Genomic DNA, 24,537 nt, shown 5'->3' with positions numbered 1-24,537 from the left:
CCCCGGACCCCTAGGTATTTATAGCCAGATGAAGGGCGGATTCGCGCCTTTCGGAAAGGAAGACGAAATGTATAATTTCGAGTTTGAGAAACCCTCGACCATTGCTGATGCGGTTGCCGCGTTGGGGGCCGAGGATGCGCAGGCGTTGGGGGGTGGTCAGACCCTTATCCCGACGCTGAAACAACGATTGGCCGCGCCCTCGGCTCTGGTCTCGCTGAGCGGGATTGCCGAGATGAAAGGGGTGTGTGTTGACGATGATGGTTCGGTGTCGATTGGTGGGGCAACAACCCACGCCACCGTCGAGGCTGAGGCAGCGGACAGTTATCCCGCGATGGCGGCTCTGGCTGGTCAGATCGGTGATCCGGCAGTGCGTAATCGCGGTACCATTGGTGGGTCGGTGGCCAACAATGATCCGGCGGCCTGCTATCCGGCGGGCGTTTTGGGTTCGGGGGCGACGATCATCACCAATTCACGGCAGATCGGTGCGGATGACTTCTTTGAAGGTTTGTTTACCACTGCTCTGGAAGAGGGTGAGATCATTACCTCGATCCGGTTCCCCGTGCCCCAGGCGGCGAGCTATCAGAAGTTCCTGCAGCCTGCGTCACGGTTTGCTCTGGTCGGTGTCTATCTTGCGCGATTTGCGGATGGCGTTCGCGTTGCCGTGACAGGGGCCAGTGAAGATGGTGTATTCCGGTGGTCCGAAGCAGAAGAGGCGTTGAACAAAGAGTTCCGACCGGACGCGCTTATGGATTTGCGCATCAATCCAGCCAACATGATCGGTGATCTGCATGGTAGCAAGGACTATCGTGCACATCTTGTTGGTGTCATGACGAAACGGGCCGTCGAAGCCTGTATGTGATTGACAGGAAACGATTAAAGTCCCGGCTGCGTGTCGGGGCTTTTTACGTGCGGCGTAGTCTTGGGGTTTTTGAGGGCTGCCAGTATGCGCCGGTGTCTTCACGGGCTTTTTGATAAGCCTCCAGCCGTTGACGAGCGGCATCACCTCCGACGTCAAACAGATGACCCAACAGGCATTCCAGAACAGCCATTGCGCCGGTGAAACAGGAAAACGGGTGCAAGGCGCGTGTGCTGACGGTAAAGGCAACATCAGGCTCGACCCCTGGTGCGATCACGTCACTGTCCGAGATCAAGATAAGGCGCAGCCCTTGTTGTTTTGCAAAGCGCATCGACTGGATCGTATCCGCAGAATAGGGGTGAACAGTGATAGCGATGAGGCTATCGCGATGATCTGCGTCCAGTAGATCGTCGGTTGCAGACCCCACATGGCGCGGCGCCAATTGAATGCCCGGATGCGCCATTCGTCCTGTGTAGGAAAAATAATAAGCCAGCGCATAGCTGGCACGCGTGGCCGTCACGAAACACCGGCGAGACGTGGTCAGGTACTGGATGGCCTCGCGCACCTTGTCGGGTTTCATGAGCCGCAGCGACCGTGTGACGACGTTCTGTTCGTTCTGCACCAGTTTGGCTTGAAAGGTGCCAAAGGCATCCTCAGATTGCAGGGCGGTTAGCCAATCTTGCCCCAAATCGCTTTCTCTGTCGGTGACCAGAGCATTCCGGAACGGTGTGCGGAAGGCCTCGAAGCCGTCGAAACCCATGCGTTGAGCCAAACGAACCAGAACATTCGAGCTAACGCCGATCCGGGTGGCTGTGGTGCGGATAGGATCAAGGCCGAAATCTCCGGGGTAGTCGATGATGTACTTGGCGGCAGCTTGCAGGGCGGCTGGCATCTGCTCAATCTCTTGACGCAGATGGTCGATGATCTGGGTTGGTGTACTGTTCATTGCCGCAGAAAAACAAATGTTATGCAATTAGCAAGTAAAAAACAATTTTTGACGGATTAGATAGGGCAAGTATTACCCGAGGAATGTGTATGTCGGACTTGCAATCAGAAAGCCAAGCTGCTGGACGGCCCTATGTTCTTGTCGCCCCAACAGGCGCGCGGCGTGGGCCGTCGGATCACTCGGATTTGCCGGTATCCACGGATCAGATCATCCAGACCGCACGCGCCTGTTCTATGGCGGGCGCGAACGGGCTGCACCTGCACATTCGGGATGCGGAAGGGCAGCATTCTCTAGATGCTGGTCAATATCTGGAAACGATGGCCGCGTTGCGTCAGAGTGTTCCCGGACTGGACCTACAGATCACGACCGAGGCCGCTGAAATCTTCGATGTGCCAGCCCAGTTCACGTGTCTGGAACAGGTGCGTCCAGAATGGGCGTCAATTTCGATAAGAGAGATTGCACGGTCGCCAGAGTTGGCCGACCGGGTCTACGGTCTGTGTGCCGGGCAGGGTACGCGAGTTCAGCACATCCTGTATGACGCCGATGACGCCGCTTTGTTGGCGCAGTGGCAGAAGGCCGGGATAGTGCGTGAGGACCAGGTGGAACGTATTTTGGTTCTGGGGCGCTATACAGCTGGTCAGAAATCCACTCCGCAAGATCTGGATCGGTTTCCCAAAGGGCTGTCGCCGTGGATGGTGTGTGCCTTTGGCGCGCAGGAGCATGCTTGCTTGGCATACGCTGCCGGGCAGGGTGGGGACGTTCGGGTCGGGTTTGAAAACAGCCTGACTGACGAAAGCGGAGTCCTCTGGAAAGACAATGCCGCGTCAGTGTCGGCGCTTGTTGCCAAGTTGGAAAGGGCAGTCAAATGAGTCACGTATTTCCACGCCACACTAATTCTGAGCTGCCGATCGCGGCCGGTGGGGACGGATGTTATCTGATTGACGCGCTAGGCCGCCGCTACCTGGATTGTGGTGACGCGGCGGTATCGTGCCTGGGACATTCCAACCCTGCTGTGATTAAGGCCGTGCAGGGACAGGTGGAGCAAATCGCCTTTGCGCATACCGGCTTCATGACCTCGGAACCGGCCGAGGCGTTGGCCGATTTACTGGTCGAGCATGCTCCGGGTGAGCTGGATCGGGTGTATTTCGTCTCGGGGGGGTCCGAGGCGACCGAGGCTGCGATCAAGCTGGCGCGGCAGTATTTTCTGGAAATCGGCCAGCCGGATCGTCGACATGTGATTGCTCGGCGGCAAAGCTATCACGGGAACACTCTGGGGGCTCTGTCCGCAGGTGGGAATGCGTGGCGACGAGCGCAATTCGCACCGATGCTGATCGAAATGACCCATATCGCGCCCTGTTACGAATACGCAGAAAAGCCAGAAGGCGAGAGCAGCTTTGACTATGGCCAGCGTGTGGCCAATGAGCTTGAGGCGGAAATCCTGCGGTTGGGCTCTGAAACTGTAATGGCGTTTATGGCCGAACCGGTTGTTGGTGCGACCCTGGGTGCGGTTCCTGCGGTCGAAGGGTATTTTAAACGCATCCGCGAAATCTGCGATCAATACGGTGTGTTGTTGATTCTGGACGAGGTAATGTGCGGCATGGGGCGGACGGGGCATCTGTTTGCCTGTGATCACGACGGAATAGCCCCGGATATTCTGTGCATCGCCAAGGGGTTGGGGGCTGGCTATCAACCTATCGGTGCGATGATGTGTACCGCAAAGATTTTCGATGCGATTCGCGACGGGTCTGGTTTTTTTCAGCACGGCCACACCTATATCGGCCACCCGGTCGCAACGGCGGCGGCTTTGGCCGTGGTTGGTGAGATGACACAGCGCGATTTGCCCGGGCGGGTAGCCATCATGGGCGAGAAAGTTCAATCTGCTCTTGTGGCTGCGTTGGGGCAACATCCGAATGTCGGTGATATTCGGGGTCGTGGATTGTTCCGGGGCATTGAGCTGGTCACAGATCGTGACACCAAGGCGCCTCTCGATCCTGCGCTGGGGGTGGCTGGCAAGATCAAAAAGGCTGCGCTGGCCGAAGGGTTGATTTGTTATCCCATGTCCGGCACCCGGGATGGTCGGCTGGGCGATCACATCCTGTTGGCACCACCTTTCATCATCGAAGATGCGCAGATTGATGAGATGGTTGGAAAGCTGAGTAAGGCAATCGAAGCGGTGATTTAACGCTGCAGGACCGAACCCCCTGCAAAAGAAAAGCCCCCTCGTTCAAGGGGGCTTTGAACACTCAGGATAGTCAGAACCCTATTTCTGCGGCAGAGGCCCGATCATCATGATCATCTGACGGCCTTCCATTTTGGGCATATTTTCGATCTTGCCCAGTTCCTTGATGTCTTCTGCCACACGTTCCAGCAGCTCGCGACCCAGGTTTTGGTGCGCCATCTCACGACCACGGAAACGCAGGGTGACTTTGACTTTGTCGCCGTTTTCCAGAAACTTGAACACGTTCCGCATTTTGACGTCATAGTCATGTGTGTCGGTGTTGGGCCGGAACTTGACCTCTTTCACCTCGATGATCTTTTGCTTCTTGCGGGCTTCGCTTTCGCGTTTCTGCTGTTCGTATTTAAACTTGCCGAAATCCATGATCTTGCAGACAGGCGGGTTCGCATTTGGCGAGATTTCAACCAAATCAAGTCCGACATCGGCGGCCATTTGCATTGCTTTGGCGGGATGAACCACCCCGACGTTTTCACCTTCGGCGCCAATCAGGCGAATTTCGGGGGCACGGATCTTATCATTGACGCGTGGGCCGGTGTCTCTCTGCGGCGGCGCGTTGTGAGGTCTGCGAGCTATTGGTTCATTCCTTTGATGATTGCAGAATTTCGAGCCCGAAATTTAGACTGCCCCGCGACCCGTTTCAAGCGCCATCCGCGTTGAAATGGCTGAAATTCACTTGTTTGCAGCGGGTTTGTGCGCGGGCCAGGGTCATTCCAGCGGCCCGCGCGCGTGGATCAGCCCACAAAAGCCTTTTCGATCACGAATTCCTTGGGTTCAGAATTGGCACCTTCGCGCAGGCCGAACTCTTCCAGGATTGCCTTGATGTCCAGGTTGAAGGCCAGCGAACCGCAGACCATGGCGCGGTCGGTGTCAGGCTTGATGCCGCCTTCGATACCCAGATCGGCAAACACGGTTCCGTCTTTCAACAGGTTGGTGATGCGGCCCATCTTGGGGCTCTCTTCCCGGGTGGTGGTGGGATAATAGCGGATCTTGTCGGCAAAGCCTTCGCCCATCAGTTCGGCGAGCATTTCGTCCTGACGGATACTGTCGATCAGCTGACGACCATATTCCAGTTCCGAAACTTCGCGGCAGGTATGAGTGATGATGACCTCATCATAATCCTCATAGGTCTGCGGCTCGCGCAGCAGCGAGGCAAACGGAGCAAAGCCGGTGCCAGTGGCGAAGAACCACAGACGCTTTCCGGGCAGCAGGGCGTCATGGACCAGCGTACCGACGGGCTTGGGCCGCAGAATGATCTGGTCGCCCGGCTTGACGTGTTGCAGCTTCGAGGTCAGCGGGCCGTCCTGGACCTTGATCGAGTAGAATTCCAACTCTTCGTCCCAGGATGGCGAAGCAATGGAATAGGCGCGCAGCAGCGGTTTGCCGTTGTCGCCCAGCAGGCCAATCATCACGAACTCGCCTGAGCGGAACCGCAGCGAGGCAGGGCGCGACACCTTGAAAGAGAACAGGCTGTCGGTCCAGTGTTTGACGTCTGTTACGGTCTGGGCGTCAGGAAGAACGGGGGCCTTCACGGCGGTTGCTTCGGTCACGGGCTTCATCTCTGTCATGGTTTCACTGTCGGTCAGCGTGACCGGCATCTCCGTTTAAACGTTGTTTCAAGGCAGGAAAAGGGGACAGTTTGCCCCCCTCCGGTCACAAGCTGGCGATGGCGGTTTCAGCCGCGCAGGCGGGCCTGGTAGCTGTGGTCTTTCCAGTTGGCGCGGGCCAGCCACTGATCTTCCGTCTGGCGGTTGGCAAGCGCGTGATCAATCTCGACCTCGTCAAAGCCACTGCGGCGGGCCATCGCATATTGGTCGGCCAGTACATGGCCCTTGGCACGCAAGCGCCCGGTGAAGCCCTTCAGGCGCAGGACGCGCGCAATGGTGAAGCCGCGACCATCGGCCGAGGATGGAAAATCCACACGCACCATTTTGGCGTTGCCCAGGCGGTCAAACAGTTCATCCGGGTCCGCATCCGAGGCCACGTCAAGTGCGACCACATCATTGGCCGCATCTTCCAGTGTGACAAAGCCATCGGTCCAGTCATCGGGGGCGAACCCCGTATCCGTTACGATTACGTTCATGTTTTCTCTCCGGCGCGCACCATTTTGCCATCGACAAAATGGATGCCGCATTCTTCCTTGTTCTGATCGCGCCAACGCCCGGCGCGGGGATCTTCGCCCTTTTTGACCGGCGAGGTGCAGGGCGCACAGCCGATCGAAGGGTATCCTTTGGCCACCAGCGGATGCCGCGGCAGGTTGTTCTCTTCCATATAGGCGCGCACATCTTCGGGCGCCCAATGGGCCAGCGGGTTGACCTTAATCCGACCGGTTCCGTCCTCGACCTCAAAGAAATCGAGCTCGGCCCGAGTGCCCGACTGGAACCGTTTGCGCCCGGTGATCCAGCCATCGAATCCCGCCAACGCCTTTTGCAGCGGGAAGGTCTTGCGCAGGTTGCAGCAAGCATCCATGTCGTTCAGCCGCAAAGCACCGTATGGGTCGTCACGCTCAAGGTCTTCGTCCTCTGCCAGAATGATACGGACATTCGACAGGCCCAGACGCTCGCTCACCTCCTGCTGGTATTCCAGCGTTTCGGTAAACAGCATTTGCGTATCCACAAACAAAACCGGTGTGGCCTTGTTCACCACAGCCGCCATATGCAGCAGCACAACCGATTCAGCCCCAAAGCTTGAGACCAGAGCAAGCTCATCGATCTCTTCAATCGCGCCGTGCATCACATCATGAGCGCTGTGATGGCGGAACTGGGCGTTCAATGCTTCGACCTGTTCGGTCAGTTCAGCACGATCCTTACCCAGTTCCGTCTGGATTAGGTCAAGCGGCATTGGCCTGCGCCTCGGGGTAGAGGGCAGCCTTGAAGGGTGCCATGCCTACCCGACGATAGGTCTGCAGGAATTCTTCCTCTGCGCTTTCGCGTTGCTCAAGATACGTGTCAACAATGCGTTCGACCGCAGGCACGATCTCATCATAGGCAAAGCCCGGGCCCGTGCGATCGCCAACAGCCGCATTCTCGGTGCCGTCACCACCCAGAGTGATTTGGTAGTTTTCGACGCCTGCACGATCCAGACCCAGAATGCCGATGTGGCCGACGTGGTGGTGACCACAGGCGTTGATGCAGCCCGAGATCTTGATCTTCAGGTGGCCAATATCATGCTCCAGCTTGAGGTCATCAAAGCGGGTCGCGATTTCCTGGGCAACAGGAATTGAGCGTGCTGTCGCCAGGGCGCAGTAGTCCATGCCGGGGCAGGCGATGATGTCGCTGATCAGGCCGATATTGGCTGTGGCCAACTCATGCTCTTTCAGCTTGGCGTGGATCGCAGGCAGGTCCGATTTGTGGACATGCGGCAGGATCACGTTCTGCTCATGGCTGATGCGCAGTTCGTCATAAGCGAACTCTTCGGCCAGATCGGCCATCACGCGCATCTGTTCAGCCGTCGCATCACCCGGCGTCTGGCCGTGCTTCTTGATCGAGATCGTGACAATCGCATGATCCGCGTTCTTGTGCGGCGCGATGTTGGTGTCGATCCACGAGCGGAAAACCGGATCGTTGGTATAAGCGCTTTCAAACGACGCAACCGAGCCTTCACGGAAGGCAGGCGGGGCGAAGTGGCCCTTGATTTCCTCCAGCAGAGCCATATCGGCCCCTTTAAACTGCGAGCGAACCTGCAGAAAGCGCTCGTTAACCTTCGCGCGGATTGCATCAATGCCATGTTCATGCACGGTGATCTTGATGCGCGCCTTGTACTTGTTGTCGCGGCGGCCGATCTGGTTCCAAACGGAAACGGTGGCTTCGAGATACGCCAGCAGGTCGTCGAATGCGACGAACTCGGACAGCTCTTTGCCGATCATCGGAGTACGACCCAAACCGCCTCCCACGATGACGCGGGCGCCCAGAACGCTGTCACGCTCGACCAGTTGCAGGCCGATATCGTGCGCTTTGATCACGGCGCGGTCATTTTCTGAGCCGGTGATCGCGATCTTGAACTTACGCGGCATGAACTGGAATTCCGGGTGGTCGGTCGACCACTGACGCAGCAGTTCGGCATAGGGGCGGGGGTCTGCGATCTCGTCCGCCGCGGCACCGGCAAAATGGTCCGCGGTCACGTTGCGGATGGTGTTGCCCGAGGTTTGGATGGCGTGCATGCCAACTTCGGCCAGCGCGTCCAGCATATCCGGCACGTCGTTCAGTTTCGGCCAGTTGTACTGGATGTTCTGGCGGGTGGTGAAATGGCCATAGCCCTTGTCCCATTTCTCGGCCAGCAGCGCCAGTTGGCGCATCTGCGCACTGGACAGCGTGCCATAAGGGATCGCAACTCGCAACATGTAGGCATGCAACTGAAGATACAGGCCGTTCATCAGGCGCAGGGGCTTGAATTCATCTTCAGTCAGCGAACCGTCAATGCGGCGCTCGACCTGGGCGCGGAACTGTGCGTTACGCTCTGCCAGAAAATCGTGATCAAATTCGGAGTAGCGATACATGTCTAGCTGTCCTTAGTTGCAGCCCCGAAACCGAGGGGCCTTGAAGGGGAGAGAGTAGGCCAGAGGTCAGGCCCGGGGCTGCGTTGCTGTTTCCTGCTTGCCGTGGGCATAGTTTGAAGGGCCGGTACGGCGGAAATCCTCGCGGAAATGGGCGGGTTCGGGGCCGTTCTTTCCGGCCACGGCATCGGCCAGATAGGCGCCCACGATCTTGTTGGCCTGACGCGATGCATCCAGCAGGCGCACCTGGGCGTGGGCCTCATCGGTGATCAGCTCTGCATCAGACAACTCACGCGACCAGCGGTCGTCTTCTGTCAGGTATATAACGTCGCCTTCCAACAGATCGTTGGCGGTCACTACTTTAGGGGTAAAAGCGCGGGCCATCAGGCGTGCTCCTTCTTGAATTCGGTCAGGGCCTGGGCCGCTTGGCGCGGGGCGAGGCCGTAAAAGGTTAGGGCGGGGCCGTCCATTTTGGCGGCGGCCAGATCATTGGGTAGTTGGTCTAGTTTGGTGGCCAGAATGCGTTGATCAGGGCGCGAGGCATTTTCCACCAGCGTCACCGGCGTGCCCCGGTCGGCACCATGCATGATCAAGCGGCCCTGAATGAAGCGAGCGGATTTCTTACCCATATAGATCGCTGCAACGGAACCAGCGCGTGCCAGCGCGGCCCAGTCGTGATCGGCAAATCCTTTCATGTCGTGACCGGTCAGAATGCGAATAGACGAATTACGGCCGCGGCGGGTCAGGCTTTGGCCAATCCCGGCGACGGCTGCCGACGCTGCGGTGATGCCGGGCACGATCTGCCAAGTGATGCCTGCGGCCTCGACGGCCTCGATCTCTTCATCCAGACGGCCAAAGATTGTGGGATCACCGGACTTCAACCGTACCACGCGTTGACCTTTCAAAGCGTAGTCCACAAGAAGGGCGTCAATGTCGTCCTGGTTCCACGACGGTCCGAACCCGGCCTTGCCGACATCGACCAGAGCAGCGGTCTTACCAGCCAGTTCCAGAACTTCGGCGCTGATTAGGCGGTCATGCAGCACGACGTCAGCGCGCTCGAAGGCTTTAAGCGCCTTGAGCGTCAGCAATTCCGGATCGCCCGGACCCGCGCCGACAAAGTCGACGTGCCCTGTGCCATCATATGAATGCGCAAACTGCATGTTCTGTTCCGCTTGGTTTGACTTGACCTGCAATATAGGAAATATTCCCGGTAAAACGCTATATGGGCGACCAAATAAGGACATGTGTTTCGCTGTGGTCGCAAATTGGGACGTTGGTTTCAAATCGAAGGGGAAATTGGAATGTCGGTGCGAATTGATGACACGGATCGGAAAATTCTGGCCGAGCTACAGCGAGACGCTAGCCAATCGCTAGATGAAATAGCCGCCCGTGTCGGCAGTTCCAAGACCCCGGTCTGGAATCGAATCCGCAAGTTGAAAGGGGCGGGTGTGATCGGTCAGCAAACCGTATTGCTGGACGCCGAAGCGCTGGGTTTCGAGGCCACATTTTTCGTTCTGATCCGAACCTCTGAACACGAGGCAGACTGGCAGCGCAGGTTCCTCAAGGCTCTGCGTGACCGCCCCGAAGTGCAAGAGGCGCACCGACTGGCCGGTGACATCGACTATATCCTCAAGGTTCGGGTCAAAAACGCGCGAGCCTATGACGTGTTTTATCAGACCCTGATCTCTGAGGTGCGCGTGCACAACGTAACCGCCTTGTTGTCGATGGAAGAGATTAAGTCCACCACCATGCTGCCACTGAGTGCGCTGACCGACAGCTGAGGCAGCTCAGACCTGAACCATCAGCCGGGTCAGGCCGTGGAAATGATAGGTGTTGGAATAGTCCGGATCGGTGGTTAGGCGCAGGTTCGGACACCGGTCAAACAGCGCTTGTAGGGCAATTCGCATCTCTAACCGGGCCAGCGGCGCACCGACGCAGAAATGCAGCCCACCACCGAAACTGGTATTGGTGACAATCGGGCGCGAGGGATCAAAGTGGTTTGGTTCGCTCCAGACCATCGGGTCGCGGTTCGCCGCCCCCAATAGCAGCGCAATCTCATCTCCGCGCTTGAAACTGTGGCCAAAAACCTCGGCTTCCTCATAAGCATAACGCGTGAACATATGCAGCGGCGGATCGAAGCGCAGGATTTCCTCGACCAGCCTAACCGGGTCGCAGGTTCGAGGGTCAAGTCCCAGTTGCAACACGGTTTTCACCCCGTTGCCCAAGGAATGAACCGTCGCCTCATGCCCCGCATTCAGCAGCAGGATGCAGGTGGCCACCAGTTCATCGTGTGAGAGTTTTTCGCCTTCTTCCTCGGCTGTGATCAAGTGGGTGATCAGATCATCCTGCGGATCTATCCGGCGTTGTTCGATGTATTCAGTGAGGAACAGGGTGAAATCACGTGCGGCGTCTGCAGCCTCGTCCTCGGTCTGGCGGGTCCGACTGGCCTGATACATCGCCACCATGGCATGAGACCAGCGCAACAGATCAGGCGACATTTCTTCGGGCACACCCAGAAGGCGGCAGATGGTGATCACTGGAACTTGCGAGCAAAACGCATCCAGCAGATCGAAGGGAGTATCGGGAAAGCGATTGATCAAGTCGTGGCTGAGATCGTGAAGTGAGGGCTCAAGCGCGGCTATCGCGCGTGATGTAAAAGCCCGCATAACCAGCGCGCGCAGTCGCGTGTGACGTGGCGGTTCTGCTTCCAACATAGAATGCGCCTCAACAGTCAGCCAGGGGACCAGGTGAGCAGGACCGGAGCGTTGCAATTCGGCGGGAACCTCTCGGCCAAAACGGCGATCTTTCAGCAAGGCCTGCACGGCCCGGTGCGAGACGGCCGCAACTTTCTTGTAATCGTCCCAATAAACAAGGTCCCCGTGCACACGGACCGCGTCATAGAACGGATAGGGGTTTTGCACGAAACCCGGTTCGACCGGGGATTGGAATACCGTCTTCATGCGCGGCAGACTTGCCATGCGGCCCGCTGAATGCAAGACCCTATATCATGCAACGGGTTTGGGTAATCTTAGGTTTTCTCTGTGCCGTCGGGCTGTTGGCCGCTGGGGTGTGGTCCTATGGCTATCGGCAAGCGCTGTCACAACTGAGCGAGAAGGCCGAGGCCGACCTTGAACTGGCCGCTGACCGGCTGAGCACGCAGATGCAGGTCTATCAGGAACTTGCGGTACTGATGGCAAAGCATCCGGCCTTGCGAACGATTGAAACCCCGGCTCAGAAACGGGCCGTCCGTGCAATCCTGTTGGACGTGGCAGATAAAACCGCAGCCGTGAACATGATGTATCTGGACCGAACCGGTCAGGTTCTGGTTTCGGCACATCCTGTTGAGCAAGCCAACATGGCCGGGCACCCTGCTTTTCAACGCGCGCTGCAGGGGGCGTTGGGTAACGCACATGGTGTGATGCCGACCAGCGGCGACCGAATTTACGCCTATGCGGCCCCGGCGTTTGATACTGCAGGCCGGGTCGAAGGCGCGTTGATGGTTGAGGCTGATGTGCAAGATGTGGAACAGACCTGGCGCGGCAGTACCGAGGCGGTTTTCTTTATTGATGGCGATGGGGTGGTCTTTATCTCGAACCGGTCTGACCTGCTGTTCTGGCGCCGCGCTGCCGGGCAACAAGGGCTGACACCGCCAAGCGGCGGTGAGGTCAATTTTGCCTCTACCCGGGTTGGACGGCATGAATTGTGGCGGCTCAACTGGGGCCGCTATCTGCCAAGCCGCGCCTTGCACCTGATGCTTGACCTGCCGGTAATTGACATGACGGCCGAGGTTTTAGTGGACATTGCGCCAGCCCGGCGTCTGGCCGGGTTGCAAGCGGCCACAGTTGCTGCGATTTGTCTGGCCTTTGGTGCCCTGTTGTTTTTGGCGACCGAGCGCAGACGCACCCTGGCCGAGGCCAATGCTGAGCTCGAAACCCGCGTTGCCGAGCGCACGCAGGCCCTGACTTTCGCGAACAGCGCCTTGCGCCGCGAGGTGCACGAACGGCAAGAGGCTGAAGCCGCGCTGAAACACGCGCAGGAAGAGCTTATTCAGGCTGGCAAGCTAAGCGCTTTGGGGCAGATGTCAGCTGGCATCAGCCACGAGTTGAACCAGCCACTGATGGCGATCCGACAATTTGCCGACAACGGTGCTGCGTTCCTGTCACGGGGTCGCGCAGAAAGGGCGGGTGAAAACCTGACGCGTATTTCCGACATGGCTGCTCGAATGGCGCGGATTATCAAAAACCTTCGCGCCTTTGCCCGCAATGAAAGTGAGCCCATGGGAAAGGTTGATCTGGTGCAGGTGATCGACACGGCGGTAGAGTTGACCGAAGCGCGCCTGCGGGCCGAAGGTGTCACGATGGAATGGTCCCCCCCGCAAGGTTCGGTATTTGCGTGGGGTGGAGAGGTGCGGCTGGTGCAGGTTTTTGTAAACTTGATCAACAACGCCGCAGACGCGATGAGCCAACAGGATGAACGTCTTATTCACATCGCGATAGACTCCGGAGAAAAGCTGACCGTTACAGTTCGCGATGTTGGCCCGGGAATTGAGAACACAGAGAAACTGTTCGAACCGTTTTACACGACCAAAGCGGTTGGGTCGTCCGAAGGCATGGGGCTCGGCCTTTCGATCTCTTATGGTCTGGTGCAAAGCTTTGGTGGCAACATCCGGGGGGCCAACGCGCCGACAGGTGCGATGTTTACCGTCGAGCTTGAGTATTACCGGGAAGACAAAGTGGCATGACGCGTAAGGTTCTATTGGTCGATGATGATGCTGCTGTGCGCGAGGCGCTGGCGCAGACGCTGGAATTGGCAGATTACCATCCGGTTACGGCAGGGTCATTTGTGGCGGCCAAGGACCACATTCGTGACGATTTTCCGGGTGTGATCGTATCGGATATCCGCATGCCGGGGCGGGACGGGTTTCACCTTTTGACGTATACGCTTGAGGTGGACCCAGAACTGCCGGTCATCCTGTTGACGGGTGAAGGGGATATTCCGATGGCGGTGCGGGCCATGGGGCAGGGTGCATTTGATTTTCTGGAAAAACCATGTGCGGCAGCGGACTTGCTCGAAGTCTTGGGAAAGGCGTTTGCCACTCGTAGGCAGATTTTGGAACAGCGTGCGTTGAAAAGAGAACTTGCTCGCGGCGATCCGGCCGCGCGGTTGCTGTTCGGACTATCGGCGCAAGCCGAAGCGCTGAGACAGCGGGTTCGGACCGTGGCACCGACTGGGGCAGAGGTACTGGTCACTGGGCCTGCGGGCAGTGGGATTTCAAAAGTGGCTGAGGTCATCCACCTGATGTCACCACAAGGGCAGGGCTCGTTTGTGAAACAGCCTTCGTCGGGTCTGACGCCTGAAGCGCTGGTTCAGGTCTGCGAAGATGCCGCCGGGGGGTCGTTGTTTCTGGATGAAATATCGGCCATGCCTGAAGCCACTCAGTATGCTGCTTTGGAGTTGGTCGAACAGGGCGTGGGCGCACGCATTCTGGCCGGAACGACAGTTGATCTTGCCGCTCTGTCTGCTGAAGGGCAATTTCTTGCGGACCTGTTCTATCGTTTGGACGTTATGCGGGTACGCATTCCGTCTTTGGCCGAACGGCCCGAAGATATTCCGGTGATTTTTCGCCATTATGTCGCGCAGGCGGCCGAACAGGCCGGAATTGCTGAGCCCGAGATATCCTCGGAGCATCTGGCGACACTCATGGTCAGGGAATGGCCTGGGAACGCACGGTCTTTGATGTCGGCCGCGATGCGATTTGTACTGGGTATGCCAGAGGAAGTTTCACAGGCCGCAGACCTGGGGTTGAGTGAGCAGATGGCACAGGTTGAGAGGTCATTGCTGATTGCAGCGTTGGGGCGGCATAACGGCAAGGCGTCGGACGCAGCAAAGGCGCTGAAACTGCCGCGCAAAACTTTCTATGACAAGCTGGCCCGTTACCAGATTCGTCCTGAGGATTATCGTAGATAACTGCAGAGTCTCCCGCCCCCTTTGACCACATTATCATGTGGTTAAAGGCGTTGGGCCGGGCAGCCCGCTGCCGCGGTCTGCCGGCGGCGCATGCCGGGATGGAGTTGATTCGATCGAAGTGATTCGAAGATCGTGCGGAAAACCGCACAAGGCCTGCTAAGCGTGTGCGGGATTCCGCACAGCGTGTATTGGTGAGCGGTAGATGTATCAAAAATGGATAACTTAACACTATAAAATAAAAAGAAAAAATTTGGGATCTAGAGCGCAGTAACAAAACGTTGAGCTAGATCGACTGATTCTGTTCACTTCCCGGCATGTGGCGCCGAACAGGTGCCAATTGGAGTATCCAAGAAGACCGGGAGGAAAAGACTGATGAAATTTTTGACAACGGCTGCAACGGCGGTTGCGCTGTCCGCAATCGCGACAACGGGCATGGCGGCCTGCGACGATGGTGAAATCGTCGTAAAGTTTGCGCATGTTACGAACACTGACAAACACCCTAAAGGCATCGCAGCATCGCTGTTGGAGCAGCGCGTAAATGACGAGATGAACGGCGTGATGTGCGTAGAGGTCTATCCGAACTCGACGCTGTATAACGACGACAAGGTGCTTGAGGCGATGCTGCAGGGCGATGTGCAACTGGCTGCACCGTCGCTGTCGAAATTCGAAAAGTTCACCAAGCAGTTCCGCCTGTTTGACTTGCCGTTCATGTTCAAGAACATCGACGCTGTGGATGCGTTCCAAGCCTCGGCAGAAGGTCAGGCAATGAAAGACAGCATGCAACGCCGTGGCCTGCAAGGACTGGCGTTCTGGCACAACGGCATGAAGCAGATGTCTGCCAACAAGCCGCTGGAGGACCCCTCGGATGCGGAAGGTCTGAAGTTCCGGGTTCAGTCCTCGGACGTGTTGGTTGCCCAGATGGAAGCCATCGGTGGAAGCCCGCAGAAAATGGCGTTCTCGGAAGTCTACGGCGCGCTGCAGCAGGGTGTTGTAGACGGGCAGGAGAACACCTGGTCGAACATCTACGGCAAGAAGTTCTTTGAGGTGCAGGACGGCATCACCGAGACCAATCACGGTATCATCGACTATCTGGTCGTAACTTCGGTGGACTGGCTGGACAGCCTTGATCCGGAAGTGCGCGAGCAGTTCCTGACCATTCTGGCAGAGGTTACCGAAACCAGGAACAAAGAAGCCTTTTCTGTGAACGAAGCGGCCAAAGCCTCGATCACTGATGCCGGTGGTATCATTCGCGATCTGAACCCCGAACAGCGTCAGGCCTGGGTCGATGCGATGAAACCGGTTTGGGACAAATTCGCCGACGACGTGGGTCAAGACAAGATCGACGCCGCTCAGGCAATCAACGCCGGGTTCTGATCCTGGTTGAGGCCGCGCGTCAGGGGGCTGGGGAGTTGCTGACGCGCAGGCCGGGCGGGCCGACAAACAAGGCCCGCCCGCTATCACTCTCATCACAAAAAAATTGCGGGGACTAAAGAGATGTCTGGTGCGAAACCCGACCAAAGCGGGCTGGTCGACCATATCGAAGAAACCCTGATCGCGTTGCTGCTAGGCCTGATGACGGCCGTGACCTTTGCCAATGTGATCGCACGGTTCGTGTTCAATTCCAACATTCTGTGGGCGCTTGAATTAACGGTGTTCACCTTTGGCTGGTTGGTGCTGCTGGGGGCGTCTTATGCGGTGAAAAAGCACGCGCATCTGGGTGTGGATGCCATCCTGAACATGTTGGCACCGGCCCCGCGCCGCGTTCTGGCGCTGATTGCGGTGGGCTGCTGTCTGGTGTTTTCGCTGCTGATGCTGAAAGGAGCGTATGACTATTGGGCTGTGTTCGCTGACTTGCCGCCCACATCGGGTCGTTGGTTCCCGACGGGTTTCAACTTCGACGCCCGCAGTCAGAGCTTTTATGAGGTCGACGACATCCCCATGGTCGCACCGCTGCGGTTCCTGGAAGCGATGATCAACTACGACGAAGCCTACGAGAAACTGCCCAAGGTCGTCCCGTATTTCGTCCTGCCGCTGTCGATGCTGCTGCTGGTGATCCGCTTTACGCAGGCCGCCATTCAGATCTGGCGCGGTGAGACTGACCGCATTGTCGCCAGCCATGAGGTCGAGGACGAGATTGAAGAAGTGCGCGCTCAGCAAGGGGATCACGACTGATGGACGTTGTATTTCTTTTCTCGATGGTCATTGGCCTGCTGCTGATCGGGGTTCCGATTGCGGTGGCTCTGGGCCTCAGCTCAACCCTGTTTCTGCTGATGTATTCCGACAGTTCGCTGGCTTCGGTGGCCGGGACGCTGTTCGAGGCTTTTGAAGGACATTTCACCCTTCTGGCGATCCCGTTCTTTATCCTCGCATCCTCTTTCATGACGACCGGCGGCGTGGCGCGGCGTATCATCCGGTTCTCGATTGCCTGTGTGGGTCACCTGCCGGGTGGTCTGGCGATTGCGGGTGTGTTTGCCTGTATGTTGTTTGCAGCGCTGTCCGGGTCGTCTCCGGCGACTGTTGTGGCCATCGGCTCGATTGTGATCGCCGGGATGCGGCAGGTTGGGTATTCCAAGGAATTCGCCGCTGGTGTGATCTGTAATGCAGGCACGCTGGGTATTTTGATCCCGCCGTCGATCGTGATGGTTGTGTATGCCGCCGCCGTTGAAGTCTCGGTCGGGCGCATGTTCCTTGCCGGTGTCATTCCGGGCCTGATGGCCGGTCTGATGCTGATGATCACCATCTATGTCATGGCAAAGGTCAAGAACCTGCCGAAAGGTGAATGGAAAGGGTGGGGCGAGGTCTTTACTTCGGCGCGCGAAGCCGGTTGGGGCCTGTTCCTGATCGTCATCATCCTTGGCGGGATCTATGGCGGTATCTTTACCCCAACCGAAGCTGCGGCTGTGGCAGCCGTCTATGCGTTCCTGATTGCTAGCTTTGTCTACAAGGATATGGGGCCACTTAGCACAGAAGAGGGTCAGGCGAACCTGCCGCTGATCAAGAAACCCTATGCGCTGATCACGGCTTTCTTCCATCCGGACACCAAACATACGTTGTTCGAGGCCGGTAAACTGACCGTCACGCTGCTGTTTGTCATTGCCAACGCCCTGATCCTGAAGCACGTGTTGACGGACGAACAGGTGCCACAGCATATCGCAAGCGCCATGCTGTCGGCGGGTCTGGGGCCGGTAACCTTCTTGATCGTGGTTAACGTGATCCTGCTGATCGGTGGTCAGTTCATGGAGCCCTCGGGCCTGCTGGTCATCGTGGCGCCTCTGGTCTTTCCGATTGCGATTGAGCTGGGCATCGACCCGATCCATCTCGGCATCATCATGGTGGTGAACATGGAGATCGGGATGATCACACCCCCAGTCGGGTTGAACCTGTTCGTGACCTCGGGTGTAGCGGGAATGCCAATGATGGGTGTGGTGAAGGCCGCGCTGCCGTTCCTGGCCGTGCTCTTCGTCTTCCTGATCATGGTGACCTATATCCCGTGGATATCGACCTTCCTGCCCAATACCTTTATGGGGCCGGAAATCATAACGAACTAGCGAAGGTTCCCCTTCGTACAGGCCGGGCAGCGCGATCTGTCCGGCCTTTTTCTTTGCCAGCCACTTGAAGTTGCTGCCAACCTTCCCACATCGGCATCAGAGGACGACCTCCCCAAACGGGTGATCATTCGGGACGACCCGAACTATTCTGAGGTGTCCTTATGTCCTGGATTTATCTGTTGTTCGCTGGCCTGCTTGAAATCGTGTGGGCCGTTGCCATGAAGCAATCCGCCGGTTTCACTCGGTTTTGGCCGACCGCTATCATGGGGGTTTCTATGATCGGCTCGTTCGGATTGCTGGCCTTGGCGATGCGCACGCTGCCTTTGGGTACGGCCTATGTCATCTGGACCGGCATCGGCGCAGTAGGGGCGTTTCTGGTAGGAATCATGCTGTTAGGAGAAACAGTAAACGCCGCGCGTATCATCGCGGCGGTCCTAATCGTGACTGGCTTGGTAACGATGAAACTGGCCTGAGCTATAGCTCAGGCCCTTTGCAGCGCATCAATAATGCCCGAGAAGTCCTGCGCCTTCAGGCTGGCCCCACCGACCAGCGCGCCGTCCACATTCGACACGCCAAAGATTTCGTTCGCGTTTGATGGCTTGACCGAACCGCCATAAAGCAACCGAACAGACCGACCGACACCTTCGCCGAACCGACGTTCCAGGCGGTTGCGGATAAAGTCGTGGACCTCGCCGATTTCATCCAACGTGGGCACTTTGCCGGTGCCGATGGCCCAGATCGGTTCATAGGCGACAATCAGATTCTCGCCGGTCGACTGATCCGGGATCGAACCCGACAGTTGGCCGCCGATAATGTCCAACGTATTGGCGGCCTCGCGTTGTTCCAGGCTTTCGCCGACGCAAATGATAGCCTTCAACCCGGCATCCATGGCTGCGCGAGCTTTGGCGCGGACGGATTCGTTTTGCTCGCCATGATCCTCACGGCGTTCGGAATGGCCCAGAATGACGGCGTTTGCCCCGGCATCGACCAGCATGTCAGCGCTGATATCACCTGTATGCGCACCCGAGGCCGCAGGGTGACAATCCTGTCCGCCAACGGTGATGCCAGTGTTACGCACGGTTTCGGCGGCGCGGTGCAAAAGCGTGGTGGGCGGGCAGATCAGAATATCGACAGATGGTGAAGGGAAGGCGCGGGCCAGAGCGTCCAACTCACTCAACGCGGCCGAGGTTCCGTTCATCTTCCAATTCCCAGCTGCCAGCTTGCGCCGCATATCACGATCTCCTTGAATTTCGTAAGTTCCAGAACCGGATAGCACCGCCGGCGCGGGCTGACAATTGTGGTTGCAACGCAGTTTCCAAAACTACGGTACCTGCCGTATTTCGACGAAGGGTTCCCGTGGTTCCAGTGGTCTTAGGGTTGGGAAGACAGCTTTTCGTCGAATTTGATCGATTCGCCGCAGCCACAGGCGTCAACGACGTTGGGATTGCGGAACTTGAACCCTGATTCGAGCAAAGAGACTTCATAGTCGATCTCGGTTCCGAACAGGAACATCTGTGCCATTGGGGCAATCATGATCCGCGCGCCGTCCTGTTCCACGACCTCGTCGTTTGTGTCAGGCTGATCGACATAGTCCATCGTGTACTCCATGCCGGCACAGCCACCTTTTTTGATGCCGATGCGCAGGCCTGCATGGCCGCCTGTTTCCATCAGGCGGGCAATCTGCTCTGCCGCCTTAGGCGTCATGGTCACGGCCTGTTTGCCGGGAATGCCGAACATTGTGATCTCCGTTGTCGCGCGTAGGCTTTAATTTAGTGCCGACGGGGCAATGGCTCAAGACATAGCAGCCATTCTTACCTAACTTTTCAGGCATTTCGGGATAATACTTGCCTTTTGAAACAAGCTGACCTTAGCTGAGCACAGATGATTTCCGGCAGAACGATACAGGGTTAAGAAAATGGTCAATATAAAATTTTCATGCAATATCATGACATTAGCGTCAGTTGTTGGGCTGTCTTTGATAACTTCAGATGTAGCTTTGGCTGAAGCAGAACAAAAAAGGCATCCGGTCAACTGTGCCACTGCCGAAGGCGACCTGCGCGCGATAGCGGCTGAGAAAAAGCATGCCCAAGATCAGCAGGTGGAAAGTGTCATATCCATTTTACCGGCCGGAGCGCTGTTGGGTTTGGTGACTGGAACAGAAAATAAACGATTGTCCATGTTGGCAGGAGACTATGTAAAGGCTCTGGATGATCGGGCTGCGGAGATAAAGTCGAAATGTGGCGTGCAATAAGTTGCGCGCCAATAAAAAAGACCGCCCTCGGGCAAGAGCGGCCTTCTATTCGGGTCGTCAGGCGTGTGCTTAGTGGGATACTAGCACGTCGATACAATTCCTGATTTCGGTAACGGTTTTCCAACGTACCGATGACATAATTATAAAGCTTTTACTACAAGGGGTTAATTTTTTGGCTTACATGAAGCCAAGTTCAAGCCGCGCCTCGTCCGACATCATCTCCATGCCCCAGGGGGGTTCCCATGTCAGTTCGACGTCCACCTCTTTGATACCCGCGACGGGTTCGACAGCCTCAACGATCCAGCCGGGCATTTCACCGGCGACAGGACAACCGGGCGCGGTCAGCGTCATGATGATCTTCACCGCGTTTTCCTGATTGATATCGATCGTGTAGATCAGACCAAGGTCATAGATATTAACCGGAATCTCAGGGTCAAAGACCGAGCGGCAGGCTTCCACCACGGTGTCATAAAGGGGGTGCTCAACGCTTGAAGGTGCAATCAGCGGGGAACCTTCTAACTGTTCGCTCGGATGAGTCATTCGTGCCTCGGGTCTGTTACCTGAGCAATTATATAGGGAAAGCCTAAGCCAGCGTCCAGAGGCGCAATGACGCCCCCAAAGGGGCGCCTTGCATTTTTAATCGTTAATGTCGTGCCGAAAGGTTTTCACCTGACCGTGGGGCAGGGAATACACTCGCCGTAAAACCAGCCACGCAATAAGGGACAAAGCTGCGAAGATTAGCAGAAGGATCGGCAGCGAAGGTGTGATGCCGGGAATGATCAGCAGTAGCCCGGTGACGGCGGCCCCTATCGCAAAGCCCAGAAAGATAAAACCGGGCAGAACGATCTCTAGGATTCCCAAGGCCAGCGCCCAGGCCAGCCAGAGCCACCAGGTCAGCCAGAAGGGATCAGCCATTACTTTCCTCCTTTCAGCATCTTGAAGGCATCGCCAAAGGCTTCCAACGCGTTGGCGGGCACAACGATGGTTTGCGAACCGCTGCCACTACCAAGAGTATTCAGCGCCTCGACCTGTTTTAGGGCAACCTGATATTGCGCGGCCTCGATGCCGTTATCTTGAATGGCCTTGGCGACCACGCCGGTTGCATAGGCTTCGGCTTCGGCCTGAATACGGCGCGCCTTGGCGGTTTGTTCGGCGGCGTACAACTCGGCGTCCGCGTTCAATTCGACCGAACGTTTTTGACCTTCGGCTTCGGTCACCTGCGCACGACGTGCGCGTTCGGCGTTCAACTGTTGCAGCATGGCGTCGCGGGTGGCCTGATCCAGGTTCACGTCCAGAATCTCGGCGCGTGTCACTTCGATGCCCCAGTCATCAACGGCGGTTTCGACGCTTTCCTGAATACGTTCGATCAATTGCGCACGGTTGGACTGGACCTCATCCAGATCCATTTTACCGATTTCCGCCCGCACGATACCAGCCACAGTTGTTGCAATCGCACCGTCTACGTCACGGATACGATACACCGTCTTTTCCGGTTCGAGAATGCGGTAAAACACCGAGGTGTCGATCTGTACAAGAACGTTGTCCTTGGTGATCGCGTCTTGCGTTGCGTTGGGAAGTTGACGTTCCAGAATGGATATCTTGTGGCGCGCAACATCCAGAAAAGGAACGATAAAGTTGATCCCGGGGCCAAGCACGGAATGTAAGCGTCCGAACCGTTCAACCACGTATTTTTCCGATTGGGGTACAATTTTTATGCCCTTGAAAATGACAACGACGATCAAAACTGCCGCCAGCACGTAAATGATGTTGGACGTCAGCAATCCAATAATCTGGTCTTCGGTCATATCTGTCCTCTTTTATTGTGTACTATAGTATACATATGGGAATTGAGTCGCCCGATTTCAACTCTGGTATGGGGTGATCAGGCGCGGATGCAAATCTTTGAAGGTGCGGATGCAGGGCAGAAATTCAGATATGTGACTGCTTTGCATCCCGTCCTGTTTGAGGTATCGGACGCTATGAAATTAATCATCGACACAGATCCCGGCATCGACGATGCAATGGCCATTGCTTATGCCGCTGCCGCGCCCGAGATTGAACTAATTGGCTTGACCGCGGTTTTCGGCAACACGCATATTTATCAATCCAGTCGGAATGCGCGGTTTTTGCTGCATAAACTGGGGTTGGATGCGCCAGTGGCCGAAGGTGCCGCTTATGCCTTTGGGCGGGATCGCCACGACCCGTCGGACCATGTGCACGGGGCTGAAGGGTTTGGTGATGTAACCGAGATTCCGGAGATTGGCACCAATCACGCTTTGTCTGCGGCTGAATTTCTGGTCGACATGGCGCGCGAACATAAGGGTGAATTGGTGGTTTGTGCTGTTGGCCCGCTGACGAATATCGCTGCTGCGATGCGTCTGGACCCACAGTTCTCGGCCAATATCAAACGTTTGGTGATCATGGGCGGGGCGGTTTACTGCCCGGGAAACATAACGCCTCACGCCGAGGCAAACATCTATCACGACGTCCAGGCCGCAGATGAGGTCTTTGCCGCACCGCCACAGACCGTGTTGGTGGGTTTGGATGTGACGTTGAAAACCCTCTACGAAACTGCCGATTTCGAGGCGTTAGCAGAACGGTCATCGGATATGGGTGGGTTTCTGCGTGATATCTCAAGGTTTTATTTGAAGTTCTACAAAGAGGTTGGCGGTCTTGAGGGCTGTGGTCTTCATGATTCCACCGCCGTGATCGCCTGCACGCATGAACCGATGTTCGACATTGTCGAAACCGGGTTGCGCGTGGCGACCGAAGGACCTGAGATTGGCGCGACCCGTCCCGATCCATCGCGGCCACCGGTCCGTGTGTGCCGGGATGTGGATGGGGCAGGGGTCGTCCATCTTTTTACCGAACGCGTTGCCTCGCTGCCTTGATGGGTTGCAATGACCCGACAGATCGGGCAAATGCTGCGCGGTTCAAAAACCCCGAGGCCCCCCATGACCGAGCGTTTTTCATTTGACCTGAAAGCCACCGATGGCAAGGCCAGAACCGGCGTGATCAGCACGCCGCGGGGCGAGGTGCGCACGCCGGCCTTTATGCCTGTGGGCACTGCAGCAACGGTCAAGGCAATGATGCCGGAAAGCGTGCGTGCGACCGGGGCGGATATTCTGCTTGGCAACACCTATCACCTGATGCTGCGCCCCACGGCGGAACGCATTGATCGGCTAGGCGGGTTGCACAAGTTCATGAATTGGGACCGACCTATTCTGACGGACTCGGGTGGGTTTCAGGTTATGTCGCTGGCCGGGTTACGCAAGCTGACCGAAAAGGGTGTGACGTTCAAATCTCACGTCGACGGATCAAAACACGAGCTGACGCCGGAGCGGTCGATGGAAATCCAGCGATTGCTTGGGTCTGACATTGTCATGTGTTTCGATGAATGCCCGGCCTTGCCTGCAGACCGCGACCGCATCGCCGAGTCGATGCGTCTGTCGATGCGGTGGGCCGAACGTTCGCGCGAGGCATTTGGGGATCGCCCGGGCCATGCGCTGTTCGGCATCATGCAAGGCGGTCTAGAGCAGGACTTGCGCGAAGAAAGCGCCGAGGCGCTGAAGGCCATTGGGTTCGAAGGGTACGCTGTCGGTGGTCTGGCTGTGGGCGAGGGGCAGGAGGCCATGTTCGATTGTCTCGATTACGCGCCCGACTTCTTGCCAACAGACACACCGCGTTACCTGATGGGCGTTGGCAAGCCGGACGATATTGTTGGTGCGGTTGCGCGTGGCATCGACATGATGGATTGTGTTTTGCCCTCGCGTTCGGGGCGTACGGGTCAGGTGTTCACTCGTTATGGCGTTGTGAACATTAAAAACGCCCGCCACGCCGATGACCCGCGACCGCTGGATGAAGCATGTTCATGCCCGGCTTGTTTGAACTATTCGCGGGCTTATCTGCACCACGTGTTCCGGTCGAACGAGATGATCTCGGGCATGCTGCTGACCTGGCACAACCTGCATTATTTCCAGGAAATCATGCAGGGCATGCGGGACGCCATTGCTGCCGGCACGTTCGCGGCATGGCAGGCAGAGTTTCACGCTCAGCGGGCGCAAGGCGATATCGAACCGCTTTAGCGTGTGATTTGCAGTCCTGTTGGTCTGTTTTGTTAAATTCGGTGGATATGTTTGCGGGACGCCTTGCAGTCCGCAAAGCCTCGGGTCATTCTGAATCGCGATACAGGCGGTAAGGTTGAAAAAGGGCGATGAGGCCCCACCTTTATCGTCCAAGACAGG

At 57.1% G+C, this 24,537-nt stretch carries 27 protein-coding genes; 13 read left to right on the top strand and 14 right to left on the bottom strand.

All coding sequences use genetic code 11. From position 1 onward, the window contains the following. Positions 1–67 precede the first annotated feature (67 nt). The gene (locus tag RUE5091_RS08410) at positions 68–859 is read left to right on the top strand and encodes an FAD binding domain-containing protein (RefSeq protein ID WP_058281482.1); all 792 of its coding nucleotides are present in this window, start codon (positions 68–70) and stop codon (positions 857–859) included. Positions 860–902: 43 nt separating this feature from the next. Here RUE5091_RS08410 and RUE5091_RS08405 read toward each other — a convergent pair whose 3' ends face one another. After that, positions 903–1,802: a MurR/RpiR family transcriptional regulator gene (locus tag RUE5091_RS08405; protein WP_058281434.1), complete on the bottom strand. Its 900-nt coding sequence runs from the start codon at positions 1,800–1,802 to the stop codon at positions 903–905. An 89-nt stretch (positions 1,803–1,891) separates the two neighbouring features. On the opposite strand from RUE5091_RS08405, the gene RUE5091_RS08400 reads away from it, so the two are divergent. Further along, positions 1,892–2,671, top strand: a complete 780-nt coding sequence (locus RUE5091_RS08400; RefSeq protein WP_058281481.1) for a beta-keto acid cleavage family enzyme — start codon at positions 1,892–1,894, stop codon at positions 2,669–2,671. Next, positions 2,668–3,984, top strand: coding sequence for an aspartate aminotransferase family protein (locus tag RUE5091_RS08395; RefSeq protein ID WP_058281433.1), 1,317 nt, complete (start codon positions 2,668–2,670; stop codon positions 3,982–3,984). Before RUE5091_RS08400 ends, RUE5091_RS08395 begins: the two co-directional genes overlap by 4 nt. Positions 3,985–4,062: 78 nt before the next feature. Here RUE5091_RS08395 and infC read toward each other — a convergent pair whose 3' ends face one another. From infC to cobA, 7 genes are all read right to left on the bottom strand, one after another. Further along, positions 4,063–4,524 (bottom strand): translation initiation factor IF-3, encoded by a 462-nt coding sequence (gene infC, locus RUE5091_RS08390; RefSeq protein ID WP_243470737.1) that lies wholly within the window; start codon positions 4,522–4,524, stop codon positions 4,063–4,065. Between the two features lie 245 nt (positions 4,525–4,769). After that, positions 4,770–5,603 (bottom strand): ferredoxin--NADP reductase, encoded by an 834-nt coding sequence (locus RUE5091_RS08385; protein ID WP_058281480.1) that lies wholly within the window; start codon positions 5,601–5,603, stop codon positions 4,770–4,772. 107 nt (positions 5,604–5,710) lie between these two features. Continuing rightward, complete coding sequence (locus tag RUE5091_RS08380; protein WP_058281431.1) at positions 5,711–6,118, bottom strand: DUF934 domain-containing protein; 408 nt, start codon at positions 6,116–6,118, stop codon at positions 5,711–5,713. Continuing rightward, complete coding sequence (locus RUE5091_RS08375) at positions 6,115–6,876, bottom strand: phosphoadenylyl-sulfate reductase (protein WP_058281430.1); 762 nt, start codon at positions 6,874–6,876, stop codon at positions 6,115–6,117. Before RUE5091_RS08375 ends, RUE5091_RS08380 begins: the two co-directional genes overlap by 4 nt. Continuing rightward, positions 6,866–8,530 carry a nitrite/sulfite reductase gene (locus tag RUE5091_RS08370; RefSeq protein WP_058281429.1) on the bottom strand — a complete coding sequence of 555 codons (1,665 nt, stop codon included), beginning with the start codon at positions 8,528–8,530 and terminating at the stop codon, positions 6,866–6,868. The genes RUE5091_RS08375 and RUE5091_RS08370 overlap by 11 nt, the downstream gene beginning before the upstream one ends. Before the next feature lie 66 nt (positions 8,531–8,596). Further along, positions 8,597–8,911, bottom strand: coding sequence for a DUF2849 domain-containing protein (locus RUE5091_RS08365; RefSeq protein ID WP_058281428.1), 315 nt, complete (start codon positions 8,909–8,911; stop codon positions 8,597–8,599). Continuing rightward, positions 8,911–9,687 carry a uroporphyrinogen-III C-methyltransferase gene (gene cobA, locus RUE5091_RS08360; RefSeq protein ID WP_058281427.1) on the bottom strand — a complete coding sequence of 259 codons (777 nt, stop codon included), beginning with the start codon at positions 9,685–9,687 and terminating at the stop codon, positions 8,911–8,913. Before cobA ends, RUE5091_RS08365 begins: the two co-directional genes overlap by 1 nt. Positions 9,688–9,828: 141 nt before the next feature. On the opposite strand from cobA, the gene RUE5091_RS08355 reads away from it, so the two are divergent. Further along, positions 9,829–10,308, top strand: a complete 480-nt coding sequence (locus RUE5091_RS08355) for an Lrp/AsnC family transcriptional regulator (RefSeq protein ID WP_058281426.1) — start codon at positions 9,829–9,831, stop codon at positions 10,306–10,308. Between the two features lie 6 nt (positions 10,309–10,314). Here the strand turns inward: RUE5091_RS08355 and RUE5091_RS08350 are convergent, their stop codons facing one another. Beyond that, positions 10,315–11,487, bottom strand: coding sequence for a cytochrome P450 (locus RUE5091_RS08350; protein WP_058281479.1), 1,173 nt, complete (start codon positions 11,485–11,487; stop codon positions 10,315–10,317). A 47-nt stretch (positions 11,488–11,534) separates the two neighbouring features. On the opposite strand from RUE5091_RS08350, the gene RUE5091_RS08345 reads away from it, so the two are divergent. From RUE5091_RS08345 to RUE5091_RS08320, 6 genes are all read left to right on the top strand, one after another. Beyond that, the gene (locus RUE5091_RS08345) at positions 11,535–13,268 is read left to right on the top strand and encodes a sensor histidine kinase (protein ID WP_058281425.1); all 1,734 of its coding nucleotides are present in this window, start codon (positions 11,535–11,537) and stop codon (positions 13,266–13,268) included. Further along, positions 13,265–14,494 carry a sigma-54-dependent transcriptional regulator gene (locus RUE5091_RS08340; RefSeq protein ID WP_058281424.1) on the top strand — a complete coding sequence of 410 codons (1,230 nt, stop codon included), beginning with the start codon at positions 13,265–13,267 and terminating at the stop codon, positions 14,492–14,494. Before RUE5091_RS08345 ends, RUE5091_RS08340 begins: the two co-directional genes overlap by 4 nt. Positions 14,495–14,866: 372 nt before the next feature. After that, positions 14,867–15,868, top strand: coding sequence for a DctP family TRAP transporter solute-binding subunit (locus tag RUE5091_RS08335; protein WP_058281423.1), 1,002 nt, complete (start codon positions 14,867–14,869; stop codon positions 15,866–15,868). A gap of 120 nt (positions 15,869–15,988) precedes the next feature. Next, a complete protein-coding gene (locus RUE5091_RS08330; RefSeq protein ID WP_058281422.1) occupies positions 15,989–16,666 on the top strand; it encodes a TRAP transporter small permease in 678 nt (225 codons plus the stop codon). Beyond that, a complete protein-coding gene (locus RUE5091_RS08325; RefSeq protein ID WP_058281421.1) occupies positions 16,666–18,042 on the top strand; it encodes a TRAP transporter large permease in 1,377 nt (458 codons plus the stop codon). Before RUE5091_RS08330 ends, RUE5091_RS08325 begins: the two co-directional genes overlap by 1 nt. A 161-nt stretch (positions 18,043–18,203) precedes the next feature. Further along, positions 18,204–18,515: a DMT family transporter gene (locus RUE5091_RS08320; RefSeq protein ID WP_058281420.1), complete on the top strand. Its 312-nt coding sequence runs from the start codon at positions 18,204–18,206 to the stop codon at positions 18,513–18,515. 8 nt (positions 18,516–18,523) lie between these two features. Here the strand turns inward: RUE5091_RS08320 and tpiA are convergent, their stop codons facing one another. Together tpiA and RUE5091_RS08310 are read right to left on the bottom strand one after the other, a co-directional pair. Further along, positions 18,524–19,273 carry a triose-phosphate isomerase gene (gene tpiA, locus RUE5091_RS08315; RefSeq protein ID WP_058281419.1) on the bottom strand — a complete coding sequence of 250 codons (750 nt, stop codon included), beginning with the start codon at positions 19,271–19,273 and terminating at the stop codon, positions 18,524–18,526. Positions 19,274–19,413: 140 nt separating this feature from the next. Beyond that, complete coding sequence (locus RUE5091_RS08310; RefSeq protein WP_058281418.1) at positions 19,414–19,779, bottom strand: HesB/IscA family protein; 366 nt, start codon at positions 19,777–19,779, stop codon at positions 19,414–19,416. 178 nt (positions 19,780–19,957) lie between these two features. Between RUE5091_RS08310 and RUE5091_RS08305 the strand changes: the two genes are divergently transcribed. Continuing rightward, entirely contained in the window at positions 19,958–20,293 is a 336-nt protein-coding gene (locus RUE5091_RS08305) for a hypothetical protein (RefSeq protein ID WP_112297153.1), read from the top strand. 177 nt (positions 20,294–20,470) lie between these two features. Here RUE5091_RS08305 and RUE5091_RS08300 read toward each other — a convergent pair whose 3' ends face one another. The 3 genes from RUE5091_RS08300 to RUE5091_RS08290 all read right to left on the bottom strand — a co-directional run bounded on the left by RUE5091_RS08300 (position 20,471) and on the right by RUE5091_RS08290 (position 22,098). Continuing rightward, positions 20,471–20,833, bottom strand: a complete 363-nt coding sequence (locus tag RUE5091_RS08300) for an SUF system Fe-S cluster assembly protein (protein ID WP_058281417.1) — start codon at positions 20,831–20,833, stop codon at positions 20,471–20,473. Positions 20,834–20,929: 96 nt separating this feature from the next. Then, positions 20,930–21,208: an NfeD family protein gene (locus tag RUE5091_RS08295; RefSeq protein WP_058281416.1), complete on the bottom strand. Its 279-nt coding sequence runs from the start codon at positions 21,206–21,208 to the stop codon at positions 20,930–20,932. After that, positions 21,208–22,098, bottom strand: coding sequence for an SPFH domain-containing protein (locus RUE5091_RS08290; protein ID WP_058281415.1), 891 nt, complete (start codon positions 22,096–22,098; stop codon positions 21,208–21,210). Before RUE5091_RS08290 ends, RUE5091_RS08295 begins: the two co-directional genes overlap by 1 nt. Positions 22,099–22,272: 174 nt before the next feature. On the opposite strand from RUE5091_RS08290, the gene RUE5091_RS08285 reads away from it, so the two are divergent. Together RUE5091_RS08285 and tgt are read left to right on the top strand one after the other, a co-directional pair. After that, the gene (locus tag RUE5091_RS08285) at positions 22,273–23,184 is read left to right on the top strand and encodes a nucleoside hydrolase (RefSeq protein WP_058281477.1); all 912 of its coding nucleotides are present in this window, start codon (positions 22,273–22,275) and stop codon (positions 23,182–23,184) included. 63 nt (positions 23,185–23,247) lie between these two features. Continuing rightward, complete coding sequence (gene tgt / locus RUE5091_RS08280; RefSeq protein ID WP_058281414.1) at positions 23,248–24,378, top strand: tRNA guanosine(34) transglycosylase Tgt; 1,131 nt, start codon at positions 23,248–23,250, stop codon at positions 24,376–24,378. Positions 24,379–24,537: the final 159 nt, after the last annotated feature.

The sequence above is a fragment of the Ruegeria denitrificans genome, from assembly GCF_001458295.1.
Lineage (GTDB): Bacteria > Pseudomonadota > Alphaproteobacteria > Rhodobacterales > Rhodobacteraceae > Ruegeria > Ruegeria denitrificans.
The sequence above is the reverse complement of the archived record's forward strand: the minus strand, read 5'-3'. Positions and strand labels throughout refer to the sequence as shown.

Coding starts and splice junctions, on each gene's coding strand:
- RUE5091_RS08410 (WP_058281482.1), top strand. CDS start 68: ATGTATAATTTCGAGTTTGAGAAACCCTCGACCATTGCTGATGCGGTT.
- RUE5091_RS08405 (WP_058281434.1), bottom strand. CDS start 1,802: ATGAACAGTACACCAACCCAGATCATCGACCATCTGCGTCAAGAGATT.
- RUE5091_RS08400 (WP_058281481.1), top strand. CDS start 1,892: ATGTCGGACTTGCAATCAGAAAGCCAAGCTGCTGGACGGCCCTATGTT.
- RUE5091_RS08395 (WP_058281433.1), top strand. CDS start 2,668: ATGAGTCACGTATTTCCACGCCACACTAATTCTGAGCTGCCGATCGCG.
- RUE5091_RS08385 (WP_058281480.1), bottom strand. CDS start 5,603: ATGACAGAGATGAAGCCCGTGACCGAAGCAACCGCCGTGAAGGCCCCC.
- RUE5091_RS08380 (WP_058281431.1), bottom strand. CDS start 6,118: ATGAACGTAATCGTAACGGATACGGGGTTCGCCCCCGATGACTGGACC.
- RUE5091_RS08375 (WP_058281430.1), bottom strand. CDS start 6,876: ATGCCGCTTGACCTAATCCAGACGGAACTGGGTAAGGATCGTGCTGAA.
- RUE5091_RS08370 (WP_058281429.1), bottom strand. CDS start 8,530: ATGTATCGCTACTCCGAATTTGATCACGATTTTCTGGCAGAGCGTAAC.
- RUE5091_RS08365 (WP_058281428.1), bottom strand. CDS start 8,911: ATGGCCCGCGCTTTTACCCCTAAAGTAGTGACCGCCAACGATCTGTTG.
- cobA (WP_058281427.1), bottom strand. CDS start 9,687: ATGCAGTTTGCGCATTCATATGATGGCACAGGGCACGTCGACTTTGTC.
- RUE5091_RS08355 (WP_058281426.1), top strand. CDS start 9,829: ATGTCGGTGCGAATTGATGACACGGATCGGAAAATTCTGGCCGAGCTA.
- RUE5091_RS08350 (WP_058281479.1), bottom strand. CDS start 11,487: ATGAAGACGGTATTCCAATCCCCGGTCGAACCGGGTTTCGTGCAAAAC.
- RUE5091_RS08345 (WP_058281425.1), top strand. CDS start 11,535: ATGCAACGGGTTTGGGTAATCTTAGGTTTTCTCTGTGCCGTCGGGCTG.
- RUE5091_RS08340 (WP_058281424.1), top strand. CDS start 13,265: ATGACGCGTAAGGTTCTATTGGTCGATGATGATGCTGCTGTGCGCGAG.
- RUE5091_RS08335 (WP_058281423.1), top strand. CDS start 14,867: ATGAAATTTTTGACAACGGCTGCAACGGCGGTTGCGCTGTCCGCAATC.
- RUE5091_RS08330 (WP_058281422.1), top strand. CDS start 15,989: ATGTCTGGTGCGAAACCCGACCAAAGCGGGCTGGTCGACCATATCGAA.
- RUE5091_RS08325 (WP_058281421.1), top strand. CDS start 16,666: ATGGACGTTGTATTTCTTTTCTCGATGGTCATTGGCCTGCTGCTGATC.
- RUE5091_RS08320 (WP_058281420.1), top strand. CDS start 18,204: ATGTCCTGGATTTATCTGTTGTTCGCTGGCCTGCTTGAAATCGTGTGG.
- tpiA (WP_058281419.1), bottom strand. CDS start 19,273: ATGCGGCGCAAGCTGGCAGCTGGGAATTGGAAGATGAACGGAACCTCG.
- RUE5091_RS08310 (WP_058281418.1), bottom strand. CDS start 19,779: ATGTTCGGCATTCCCGGCAAACAGGCCGTGACCATGACGCCTAAGGCG.
- RUE5091_RS08305 (WP_112297153.1), top strand. CDS start 19,958: ATGGTCAATATAAAATTTTCATGCAATATCATGACATTAGCGTCAGTT.
- RUE5091_RS08300 (WP_058281417.1), bottom strand. CDS start 20,833: ATGACTCATCCGAGCGAACAGTTAGAAGGTTCCCCGCTGATTGCACCT.
- RUE5091_RS08295 (WP_058281416.1), bottom strand. CDS start 21,208: ATGGCTGATCCCTTCTGGCTGACCTGGTGGCTCTGGCTGGCCTGGGCG.
- RUE5091_RS08290 (WP_058281415.1), bottom strand. CDS start 22,098: ATGACCGAAGACCAGATTATTGGATTGCTGACGTCCAACATCATTTAC.
- RUE5091_RS08285 (WP_058281477.1), top strand. CDS start 22,273: ATGAAATTAATCATCGACACAGATCCCGGCATCGACGATGCAATGGCC.
- tgt (WP_058281414.1), top strand. CDS start 23,248: ATGACCGAGCGTTTTTCATTTGACCTGAAAGCCACCGATGGCAAGGCC.